9 protein-coding genes are annotated in these 11,128 nt (G+C 75.4%); 6 read left to right on the forward strand and 3 right to left on the reverse strand.

Annotated elements, in window-relative coordinates:
• Positions 1 to 11: 11 nt before the first annotated feature.
• Genes ACI79S_RS14070 through ACI79S_RS14080 form a run of 3 tightly spaced genes read left to right on the forward strand, consistent with a single transcriptional unit; the run spans position 12 to position 3,101 of the window.
• Positions 12 to 1,139: a carboxylate-amine ligase gene (locus ACI79S_RS14070; RefSeq protein WP_456594063.1), complete on the forward strand. Its 1,128-nt coding sequence runs from the start codon at positions 12 to 14 to the stop codon at positions 1,137 to 1,139.
• Positions 1,132 to 2,427: an erythromycin esterase family protein gene (locus ACI79S_RS14075; protein ID WP_456594064.1), complete on the forward strand. Its 1,296-nt coding sequence runs from the start codon at positions 1,132 to 1,134 to the stop codon at positions 2,425 to 2,427. Before ACI79S_RS14070 ends, ACI79S_RS14075 begins: the two co-directional genes overlap by 8 nt.
• Positions 2,424 to 3,101 carry an alpha/beta hydrolase gene (locus ACI79S_RS14080; protein WP_456594065.1) on the forward strand — a complete coding sequence of 226 codons (678 nt, stop codon included), beginning with the start codon at positions 2,424 to 2,426 and terminating at the stop codon, positions 3,099 to 3,101. Before ACI79S_RS14075 ends, ACI79S_RS14080 begins: the two co-directional genes overlap by 4 nt.
• A 10-nt stretch (positions 3,102 to 3,111) precedes the next feature.
• Here ACI79S_RS14080 and ACI79S_RS14085 read toward each other — a convergent pair whose 3' ends face one another.
• A complete protein-coding gene (locus tag ACI79S_RS14085) occupies positions 3,112 to 4,434 on the reverse strand; it encodes a DUF2254 domain-containing protein (RefSeq protein ID WP_456594066.1) in 1,323 nt (440 codons plus the stop codon).
• 70 nt (positions 4,435 to 4,504) lie between these two features.
• Positions 4,505 to 5,932, reverse strand: coding sequence for an NAD(P)/FAD-dependent oxidoreductase (locus ACI79S_RS14090; protein ID WP_456594067.1), 1,428 nt, complete (start codon positions 5,930 to 5,932; stop codon positions 4,505 to 4,507).
• A gap of 129 nt (positions 5,933 to 6,061) precedes the next feature.
• Between ACI79S_RS14090 and ACI79S_RS14095 the strand changes: the two genes are divergently transcribed.
• Positions 6,062 to 6,682, forward strand: a complete 621-nt coding sequence (locus tag ACI79S_RS14095) for an alpha/beta fold hydrolase (RefSeq protein WP_456594068.1) — start codon at positions 6,062 to 6,064, stop codon at positions 6,680 to 6,682.
• A gap of 156 nt (positions 6,683 to 6,838) precedes the next feature.
• On the opposite strand, the gene ACI79S_RS14100 is transcribed toward ACI79S_RS14095, so the two are convergent.
• Entirely contained in the window at positions 6,839 to 8,257 is a 1,419-nt protein-coding gene (locus ACI79S_RS14100) for a xylulokinase (protein ID WP_456594069.1), read from the reverse strand.
• A 230-nt stretch (positions 8,258 to 8,487) separates the two neighbouring features.
• On the opposite strand from ACI79S_RS14100, the gene ACI79S_RS14105 reads away from it, so the two are divergent.
• Both ACI79S_RS14105 and xylA read left to right on the forward strand, forming a co-directional pair.
• The gene (locus ACI79S_RS14105) at positions 8,488 to 9,771 is read left to right on the forward strand and encodes an ROK family transcriptional regulator (protein WP_456594070.1); all 1,284 of its coding nucleotides are present in this window, start codon (positions 8,488 to 8,490) and stop codon (positions 9,769 to 9,771) included.
• Positions 9,772 to 9,916: 145 nt separating this feature from the next.
• Complete coding sequence (gene xylA, locus ACI79S_RS14110) at positions 9,917 to 11,077, forward strand: xylose isomerase (RefSeq protein ID WP_456594071.1); 1,161 nt, start codon at positions 9,917 to 9,919, stop codon at positions 11,075 to 11,077.
• The last annotated feature ends 51 nt before the right edge of the window (positions 11,078 to 11,128 follow it).

An 11,128-nucleotide genomic window follows, 5' to 3' on the forward strand; every position in this document is an offset into this window, starting at 1 on the left:
CGGGAGGGCGTGTGCAGTCCAGCGCGGGTCGCCCGGCCGCCGCGGGCGCCACCGTCGGGGTGGAGGAGGAGTTCCACCTCGTCGACCCCGAGACCTTCGCGCTGGCCCCGCGCCCGGAGCTCGCCGTCGCCGCGGCGCGGCATGAGCTCGGCGAGCGGTTGCAGGCCGAGATCACCACCACCCAGCTGGAGACGGCCACCGGGATCTGCCGCACGCTGGGCGAGCTCCGGGCCGCCCTGGCGGGTACGCGGGCGGAGGCGCGCACCGCGGCGGCCGATGCCGGCGTCGCGCTCCTGATGGCCTCGACGCACCCGTCGGCCGGCTGGCGCGAGCAGGCCATCACCCCGGAGCCGCGGTACGAGGCCATGGTGCGGCGGTGGGCCGGGCTCGCCCAGCGGCAGGACATCTGCGGCTGCCACGTGCACGTCGGCGTGCCCGACCTGGAGACGGCGGTCGCCGTCCTCGACCGGGCGCGGCCCTACCTCCCCGTGCTGCTGGCGATGACCGGCAGCTCGCCCTTCCACGACGGGGCCGACACCGGCTACGAGAGCTACCGCACCCTGTGGTGGGGGCGCTGGCCGCATGCGGGGCTCCCGGAACGGCTGGGGTCGGCCGCCCGGTTCCGCGAGGTGGTCGAGGGGCTGGTGACCGCCGAGGTGATCGCGGACGCCTCCCACCTGTACTGGGACGTGCGGCCGTCGGCCGCCCACCCGACGCTGGAGTTCCGGCTGGCCGACGTCTGCACCGACCTCGACGACGCCGTACTGCACGCCGCCCTGGTCGCCTCGCTGGTGCGGGTGCTGGCCGGCCGGGTCGCGCGCGACGAGCCGGTGCCCGAGGTGCGCCCCGAACTGCTGCGGGCGGCCCGCTGGCGGGCCGCCCGCGACGGCGTCGCCGGGCAGCTCTTCGACCCGGTCGCCGGGGCCCTGGTCGGTGCGCGCGACGCCGTGGCGGCGCTGCTGGGTGAGCTCGCCGACGACCTGGCCGACCGGGGCGAGGAGGACGAGGTGCGCGCACTTGTGCAGCGGCTGCTCGCCCGGGGTACCTCCGCTGCTCGGCAACGGTCCGTCTGGCGGCGCGCCGGTGACCTGCGCGAGGTCGCCGCCGCCGTCGTGCGCGAAGGGAGACCCGATGGCTGACCGACTCGGCGAGCAGATCCGCGACCTGGCCCGGCCGCTGCGCACCGCGGCCGACCTCGACCCGCTCCTCGACCGCGTCGGCGACGCGCGGATCGTGGCGATCGGCGAGGCCAGCCACGGCACCCACGAGTACTACGCCTGGCGGGCGGCGCTCACCCGGCGGTTGGTCGAGGAGCACGGCTTCGGCCTGGTCGCCGTCGAGGGGGACTGGCCCGACTCCTACCGCGTCAACCGCAGCGTCCGGCTCCGGGAGGACGCCGACGCCGATCCGCACGACGCGCTCGACGCCTTCTCCCGGTGGCCCACGTGGATGTGGGCCAACGACGACGTCGTCGACTTCTGCCGCTGGCTGCGCGAGCACAACGCGGGCCTGCCGGAGGACGCACGCGTCGGCTTCTACGGCATCGACGTCTACAGCCTGTGGGACTCCATGCACTCGCTGCTCGGCTGGCTGGCCGAGCACGAGCCCCAGCACGTCGACCAGGCCAAGCAGGCGCTGGCCTGCTTCGAACCCTTCGGCGAGGACGGGGCCGAGTACGCCTTCGCCAGCCGGTTCGCCCCGGCCTCGTGCGAGCAGGCCGCGGTCGACCTCCTGCGGTCGCTGTGCGAGGAGCGCGGTCGCGCGGAGCCCGGGGCCGACGCCGAGGCGCGCTTCTCCGCCGAGCAGAACGCCGCCGTGGTCGTCGATGCCGAGCGCTACTACCGGGCCATGATCCGCGGTTCGGCGGAGTCGTGGAACGTCCGCGACGTGCACATGGTCGACACCCTGGACCGGCTGCTCGCGCACACCGGCCGCAAGGCGGTCGTCTGGGAGCACAACACCCACATCGGGGACGCCCGGGCGACCGACATGGCCGCCGCCGGGATGACCAACGTGGGGCAGCTGCTGCGGGAGCGGCACGGCGCCGACGACGTCGTGCTCGTCGGCTTCGGCGGCTACCGCGGCGGGGTGATCGCCGGCCGGGAGTGGGGCGCGCAGATGGAGCGGATGGAGGTCCCGCCGGCGCGGTCGGGCAGCCTGGAGGCGCGGTTGCACGAGGCGCTGGGCGAGGACGCGCTGTTCGTCTTCCCGCGCGAGAACCAGCCCGAGTGGCTGCGCCGGCGCCTGGACCACCGCGCCATCGGCGTCGTCTACCGGCCCTCGCGCGAGAAGTGGGGCAACTACGTGGGCACCGTGCTCGGTGAGCGCTACGACGCCTTCCTCTACCTCGACGACACCGCGCCGCTGCAGCCGCTGCACCTGGAGCGGGCCGAGGAGCACGTCCCCGTCGCCGGGTTCGACGCGTGACCGGGGCGGGGCACGCCGCGGGCCGCCTCGGCAGCCGACCGGTCGTCGCGCCGCCGGGGGAGCCGTGGCCGGCCGGGGTGCACGCGCTCGACCTGGGAGGCGGCGCGGAGGTGCTGCTGGCCGTCCCGGCGGGCGAGCCGGCCCCGCGCCCGCTGCTGGTCTTCTTCCACGGCGCCGGTGGCGAGCCCGCGCAGAGCTTGGCGGCGGTCGGTGCCGCAGCCGCCGCGCACGGAGTGCTGGTGCTGGCGCCGCGGTCCGGCGGCCCCACCTGGGACCTCATCGCCGGCCGCCTGGGCCGGGACGTCGCGGTGCTGGACGCCGCGCTCGGGCAGGTGGCCGACCGGCTGCCGGTCACCCGGTGCGCGGTCGGCGGGTTCTCCGACGGCGCCTCCTACGCGCTGTCGATCGGGCCGGCCAACGGGGACCTGTTCGACGCGGTCCTCGCGTTCTCGCCGGGCTTCGCGCACCCGCCGGCCCGCGTCGGCCGCCCACGGCTGTGGATCACCCACGGCACCGAGGACCGCGTGCTGCCGGTCGCGCGGTGCGGCCGGCGCCTGGCGGCGGGTTTCCGCGACGCGGGGGAGGACCCCACCTACGTGGAGTTCGACGGCGGGCACGTGGTCCGGCCCGAGGGCGTGGCCGCGGCGCTGGAGTGGTGGCTGGGCCGGGTCTGACCCCGGCGGCTCACATCGAGCGGGTCTCGCCGGCGCGGTCGGCGAAGGCGTCGACGGTCCGCCCCTCGAGCGCCGCGGTGACCTGGTCGCGGTGGAGCTCGACGGTCGCGGTGTCCGTCGGGCTCCAGTCCGGCGAGAGCTCCCCGGCGACCAGGTCGGCGGCCCGGGCGACCTCGGCCCGCTGCTCGTCGTCCCGGCAGGCGACGGCCACGTCGCGGAGCATCCGCAGCAGGGCGGTGACCAGCGTGGGCTCGTTGCCGCCGAAGCGGGCGACCTGGCCGCAGGCGAGGCCCAGGTAGTACCGCAGGTCGCGGTCGGGGACGATCGCCCGGCCGGTGCCGTCCTCGTCGTCGTGCAGCGTGGGCCCGAGGTGCCGGCCGGTGAGCCGGACCAGCAGATCGCCCATGTGGCCGATGGCCGTCGCGGCGGTGACCGGGTCGTTGGTGCTCGGGGACATCGCCTTCACGGCGATGTCCTCCAGTTGGCGGAACCCGAAGGCGGCGTCCTGGTCGATGGTGCGCTCGTTGTTGAGCACCACGGCGGCCCGGACGGCGTCGTCGAGCTCCTCGGACGCGCCCCACACCGTGCCCAGGGGCGTGCCCATGGTGACCTGGTCGCCCGGCCGGACCTCGATGCGGACGACGGTGTCGTGCGCTCGTGCGGCATCGATCAGCGTCCCGGTGTCGACCACCCCGACGAACCCGCTGCGGGACGCGTGCACCAGCCGTCCCGCGCGCGTCTCCAGGTCCAGCTCGTCCGGGGACCGCTGCCCGTGGCCGGTGTAGGGGCCGTAGAACGTCTCGATCGCCCGCCGGGCGTCGTCGTGGACCCGCGTCATCATCGTGTCGACGCGGAGCATGCGGACCATGTGGCTGATGAAGGCCAGCAGAGCGCCGACGCAGCCGATCCCCAGCAGCGCGGCGGCCAGGCAGACGAGCGTGGGCACCGGCTGGTCCTGGCTGATCCCCCGCAGCCCGGCGATCGCGAAGACGAACGTCGCGGCCAGGACCGACAGGACCCGCTTGGTGACCGGGTCGCGGGTGAAGTCGCGCAGCAGCCGGGGCGAGAACTGCTGGGACGCCAGCTGCAGCGCCACGATCGTGATGCTGAAGGTCAGGGTGGTGATGGTGACCGCGGCGGTGGCCACCAGCTGCAGGAGCGTGCCGGCGGCGCTGGTGTCGGCCGGCCACAGCGCCGCGAGGAACCCGCCGCGGGGCTCCACCATGCCGAGGGCCCATCCGGCGGCGGCAGCCACCACGGCGCTGGCTGCGGGCCAGAGCCAGAGAGGTGCCTGCGACCGCGCTGCGCTTGCCTGACCTCGTCGTCCCGTCACGGGGGGCGGCTACCCGCCCCGACGCGGACATGCACCGGCCGGGGGAGGGATCACCCGGCCGGTGGACCGGTCAGGCGGAGTCGCGCTGCGCGACGTCCTCGCCGGCCGGGTCGATGTCCTTGGGCCCGCCGGTCTTGGAGACCTCCCACCTCGGGCCCAGGTGCTCCAGCGCGAGCCGGCCGTAGACCTGCTGCTGGGTGGCCACCCGCTCGGAGCGGCCGCGGCCGAGGAAGCTGACCATCCAGTGCAGCACCGTCGTGACGCGGCTCTTGAAGCCGACGATGTACATCAGGTGCACGACCAGCCACAGCACCCAGGCGATGAAGCCGCTGAACTTGAACTTCCCGATGTCGGCGACCGCCGAGAACCGGGAGATCGTGGCCATCGAGCCCTTGTCGAAGTACTTGAACGGGTCCTGCGGCTTCTTGCCGGTGGCCCGCCGCTCGATCGCCTCGGCGGCGTAGCGGCCACCCTGGATGGCGACCTGGGCGACGCCGGGGAGCTTGCCCAGCGCCATCATGTCGCCGACGACGTGGATCTCCGGGTGGCCCGGCAGCGTGAGGTCGGGCTGCACCGAGATCCGGCCGGCCCGGTCGACCTCGGCACCGGTCTGCTCACCGAGGATGCGGCCCAGCTCGCTGGCCTGCACGCCCGCGGCCCAGATCTTCGTCGCCGCCTGGATGCGGCGGACCTGGCCGTCGGTGTCCTTCACCTCGAGGCCGTCGGCGTCGACGCCGGTGACCATCGCGCCGAGCTGGACCTCCACGCCGATCTCGTTGAGCTGCCGACGGGCGCGCTCACCGAGCTTCTTGCCGAAGGAGGGCAGCACCGCCGGGGCGGCGTCGAGCAGGATGACCCGCGCGCCGGTGGGGTTGATGTTGCGGAAGTCCCGGCGCAGGGTGCGGCGGGCCAGCTCGGCGATCTGGCCGGCCATCTCCACCCCGGTGGGGCCGGCGCCGACCACGACGAAGGTGAGCAGCCGGTCGACCTCGGCCGGGTCCTTGGCGATCTCGGCCAGCTCGAAGGCGCCGAAGATCCGGCCGCGGAGCTCGAGGGCGTCGTCGATGCTCTTCATGCCGGGTGCGAACTCGGCGAACTGGTCGTTGCCGAAGTACGACTGCCCGGCGCCCGCCGCGACGATCAGCTCGTCGTACGGGTGGACGAGCTTCCGGCCGAGGATCTCGGAGGTCACCGTGCGGGCGGCCACGTCGATGTCGGTGACCTCGCCGAGGACGACGCGCGCGTTCTTCTGCCGGCGCAGGATCTCGCGGGTCGCGGGCGCGATCTCGCCCTCGGAGAGGATGCCGGTGGCCACCTGGTAGAGCAGCGGCTGGAACAGGTGCTGGGCGGTCTTGCCGATCAGCGTGACGTCGACCGGTGCCTTCTTCAGCGCTTGCGCGGCGAAGAGCCCGCCGAAGCCCGAGCCGATGATGACGACGCGCGGCCGGCCTCCGGAGGAGTCGGTCGGGGCGTGCGCCTGCGCTGGTGATGTCGTCATGATGTTTCATCCTTCCACCTCGGCCCACGCCGGTCGTGAGCACCCCGGGAGATGCGTGTCACGCCGCGGACCCCCGGTCGGCTCGCGGGCCGGACGCGGGGCCGGTAGACCATCCGGGTGCCACGATCGGTGTCGGTCCTTCTCGTTCCCGGTCTCGGGCTGGATGAACGTTCTGCCCGCAGGTTGCGGGCAGAACTTCCCGTCGACGTCGTCGTCCTACCGGGCATGGGCCGCGCCGCGCGGGTGCCGTCGGTCGACGACCTGGCGCGGCACCTGGCGGGGGAGCTGCCGGCGGGGCCCGTGGTCCTCGTCGGGCACTCGCAGGGCTGCCAGGTGGTGGCCGCGGCCGCGGGCGATCCCCGGGTCGCGGGGGTCGTGCTGTGCGGGCCCACCACCGATCCGCGGATGCGCCGGCTCCGGGTGCTCGCCGCGCGCTGGGTGCGCACCGCCCTCGCCGAGCCCTGGTGGCAGGTGCCGCTGATCCTGCGCCAGTGGCTGCGCACCGGGCCCCGGGCCATGAGCGCCCTGTGGCGGGCGGCGTCACCCGACGGCATCGAGGAGCGGCTGGCCCGGGTCACGGCGCCGGTCGTCGTCGTGCGCGGCGACCGGGACGCGCTCTGCCCCGCGGACTGGGCGGCGCGGGTGGCGGCGGCCGCGCCGCGCGGCCGGCTGGTGGAGCTGCCGGGTGCGGCGCACATGACGGTGCAGACGCACCCGGCCGAGCTCGCCGCCCTGCTCCGCTCGTTCTGAGCGGCCCGCCTCGTCCGCGCCGTACGGCAACCGGACGCGCCGCGCACCACGTGGACCGCTGCCGCAACGCGTGGCCGACCCCGGCGGCAGGCGGGAACGGCCTGGCTCCCGGGGCCCGCCACGAGCGGGCGGGTGGTGGGGAGGAGCCAGGTCCTCCTACTGGCCGTCGGTGCGGCCCCGCACCTCGGCGTAGCGCTCGCGGACGTGCGTGGCCGCCGGCGCGTCGAACTCCTGGAGCCCCGGCTGCGCCCACTCCGGTGGGGCGCCGGCGCCGGAGAGCACCCAGGCGGCCTGCCGCGCGGCGCCGTCGGCGACGTACTCACCGGGAGCCGGGACGAGGACGGGCCGGCCGAAGATGCCCGGGGCCAGCTGCTGCACGGCGGGTGAGCGGGCGGCCCCGCCGATCAGCAGCACCCGTTCGACCGCCACCCCCTGGGCCACGACCGCCTCGATGCCGTCGGCCAGACCGCACAGCAGGCCCTCGATCGCGGCGCGGGCCCAGTGCGCCGGGGTGGAGGTGCGCAGGGTGAGGCCGTGCACCGAGCCGGTGGCGTCCGGCAGGTTCGGCGTCCGCTCGCCCTCCAGGTAGGGCACGAGCACGAGGCCGTCGGCGCCCGAGGGGGCCGAGAGGGCGAGCTCCGACAAGGTGGCGTGGTCGACGCCGAGCAGGGCGGCGGCGGCGTCGAGCACGCGGGCGGCGTTGAGCGTCGCCACGAGCGGGAGGTGGTTGCCGGTGGCGTCGGCGAACCCGGCCACGGTGCCGGTCACGTCGGCGACGGCGGTGGGGGTGACCGCCGAGACCACCCCGGAGGTGCCGATCGAGACGACGACGTCGCCCGGTCGCGCCGCCAGGCCCAGGGCGGCCGCGGCGTTGTCGCCGGTGCCGGGGCCGAGGACGGCGTGGCCGCCGGCGAGGCTGCCCACCCGTTCGGCCGGCCCGGCCACGCGCGGGACCGCGGGGCGCCGCCCGCGCATGGCGCGTTCGAGCAGGTCGAGGCGGTACTCGCCGGTGCGGGCCGACCAGTAGGCGGTGCCGCTCGCGTCGCCGCGGTCGGTGACCAGGGTGCCGAGGTCGCGGTCGCCCTGCAGCCGCCAGGTCAGCCAGTCGTGGGGGAGGCAGACGGCGGCGGTGCGGTCGGCGTTGCCGGGTTCGGCGTCGGCCAGCCAGCGCAGCTTCGTCGCGGTGAACGACGCGACCGGCACCAGCCCCACGGCATCGGCCCACGCCTGGCGGCCGGCCTGGTCGTCGCCGTCGCCGAGCTCGCGGATCAGCTCCGCCGCGGCCGGGGCCGAGCGCACGTCGTTCCACAGCAGCGCGTCGCGGATCACCTCGCCCTGCTCGTCGAGGCAGACCATGCCGTGCTGCTGGCCGCCGACGGCGAGCGCGGCGACGTCGTCGAGGCCCCCCGCCTCCGCGGCCGCGGCCCGGAAGGCCTCCTCCCAGGCGCGGGGGTCCACCTCGGTACCGGGCGGGTGCGGCGCCCGCCCGGAGCGGACCAGCTCGCCGGTCTCCGCGTCCCGGACGACGACCTTGCACGCCTGCGTCGAGGTGTCGACGCCCGCCACGAGCGTCATCGGACGTGCTCCCGTCCCGGGGTCGCGCGGACGGGCAGGTGGGCGGGTGGCGGAGCGCACGCGGCGGTCATGGGAACGGAACCTTAGGCCGCCCCCGCCCGTAGCGCCCGGTGGAGGGTTCCCGCGGGCGGCGCGGACCACGGCGGCGGTCCGCCTTGACCGACTGACCGGCGGCCCCTAATTTGTTTGTGCAACCGACGAATTTCCGGAGCGACCCTCAGGAGGTGGGGATGGGCGAGGTCCCACCGCTGTACGACGGGTCGTCCGAACGGCGTACTCCGGCCGACCAGGCGACGGTGCGCCGCACCAACCTGGGGCTGGTCCTGCGGCACCTCCGCGACCACGGCCCGCGCTCCCGCGCCCGCATCGCCCAGGAGACCGGCCTGAACAAGGCGACGGTGTCCAGCCTCGTGGCCGAGCTCGCCGACCGTCGCCTGGTCACCACCGGGGAGGTCGACCGCGCCGGCTCGGTGGGGCGGCCGGGGCTCACCGTGCACCTGGACGGCGCCTGCGTGTGCGGCATCGGCGTCGAGCTGAACGTCGACTACGCCGCAGCCCTGGTGCTCGACCTGCGTGGCGAGGTGCTCTTCGAGCAGCGGCTCGCGCTCGACCTCCCCGCGCTCGGCGCCGAGCGCACCCTGGACGCGGTCGCCGGCCTGGTGTCCGACGCGGTCGCCGCGGCGGCGGCGACCGGCGCCCGCCCGGCCGGCCTGACCGTGGCGGTCGCCGGCCTCGTCCGCAGCCTCGACGGCGTCGTGACGCTGGCGCCGAACATCGGCTGGCGCGACGTCGCCGTCCTGGACGGGCTGCGAGCCCGGCTGGGCACGGACTTCCCGATCCGCGTCGAGAACGACGCCAACCTCTCGGCCATCGCCGAGTGGGCCATGGGCTCGGAAGCGCGGACCTCCGACCTGGTCTACCTGACCGGTGAAGTCGGTGTCGGTGGCGGCGTGATCGTCGGCGGCCGGCTGCTGCGCGGAGCCGGTGGGCTCTCCGGGGAGGTCGGGCACACCTCGCTCGGCGATCCGGACGCCGTCTGCGGGTGCGGGCGGCGCGGCTGCTGGGAGACCGTCGTCGGCCTGGCCGCCCTGCTGCGCGCGGCCGCCGACCCCGGCGACCCGGTGGCCGACCCGGCCCGTGACCTGGAGGCGCGGCTGGCGGAGGTGGCCGCCCGCGCCGCGGCCGGCGACGCCCGCACGCTCGCCGCGCTCCGGCAGGTGGGCACCTCCCTCGGGACCGGCGCCGCGGTGCTCATCAACCTGTTCAACCCCCGGGTGGTCATCCTCGGCGGTTACTTCGCGGTGCTCGGGGAGTACCTCATGGAGCCGCTGCTCACCGAGCTGGAGGCCCGCGTGCTCGGGCCCGGGGTGGCCGGCGCACGCGTCGTCCTCTCCACCCTGGGGTTCACCGCCGCCGTGCGCGGGGGCGCGCACGTCGCCCTGGAGTCGGTCCTCGAGGACCCGACGCTGGTGCCGGTGCCCTCGCTCACGCCGACCGGCGCCGGGGCCCGATGACAGCCACCGGCCCCTCCTCCGCGGCCCGCCCCGCCACCGGCGACCAGCCGACCCCCTCGTCCGCCCCGGGCCTCGCGATCCAGCGTCCGCCCGAGGCCTCCGCGCGCAGTGCAGCCCACCGATCGACCCGGATGGAGATCCCCGCATGACCGACTACACCCCGACCAAGGACGACAAGTTCAGCTTCGGCCTCTGGACCGTGGGCTGGCAGGGCGTCGACGTCTTCGGCGGCGCCGTCCGGCCCCCGCTGGACCCGGTGGAGTCGGTGCACCGGCTCGCCGAGCTCGGCGCCGCCGCCGTCACCTTCCACGACGACGACCTGGTGCCCGACGACGCCACCCGTGACGCCACCCTCGAGCGGTTCAAGAAGGCGCTGGCCGAGACCGGCATGGGGGTGGAGATGGCGACCACCAACCTCTTCGGCGCCCCGGTGTTCAAGGACGGCGGCTTCACCGCCAACGACCGCGCCGTCCGCCGGTACGCGATCGCCAAGGTGCTGCGCAACGTCGACCTGGCCGCGGAGCTGGGCGCGAAGACCTACGTGCTGTGGGGCGGCCGCGAGGGCGCGGAGTCCGGCGGCACCAAGGACGTCGCGGCCGCGCTCGACCGGTACAAGGAGGGCCTGGACCTGCTCTGCTCCTACGTGCGGGAGAAGGGCTACGACATCCGGTTCGCCCTCGAGCCCAAGCCGAACGAGCCGCGCGGCGACATCCTGCTGCCGACCATCGGGCACGCCATCGCCTTCATCAACGAGCTCGAGGAGCCCGACCGCGTGGGCCTCAACCCCGAGGTCGGGCACGAGGAGATGGCCGGGCTGAACTTCGCCATGGGCATCGCCCAGGCGCTGTGGCACGACAAGCTCTTCCACGTCGACCTCAACGGCCAGCACGGCCCGCGCTTCGACCAGGACCTGCGCTTCGGCGCCGGCAACCTGCGCGGTGCCTTCTGGACCGTGGACACCCTGCTGGGTGCCGGCACCGGCAAGGCCTACGACGGCTACCTGCACTTCGACTACAAGCCGCCGCGGACCGAGGACATCGACGGTGTCTGGGAGACCGCTCGCGCCTGCATGCGCAACTACCTGATCCTCAAGGAGAAGGCTCAGGCGTTCCGCGCCGACCCCGAGGTCGCCGAGGCGCTGGAGGCCGCGCGCGTGGCCGAGCTCGCCGTCCCGACCCTGGCCGAGGGCGAGAGCCTCGACGCCCTGCGGAACGAGGCCCACGACCCGGAGACCCTCGGTGCCCGCGGCCTGCAGTTCGAGCGGCTCGACCAGCTGGCGATGGAGCACCTGCTCGGCGTCCGCTGAGCAGTCCGGCCCAGGACGGGCGGGCACCCGGGAGTCCTCCCGGGTGCCCGC

The sequence above is a fragment of the Blastococcus sp. SYSU DS1024 genome, from assembly GCF_054050795.1.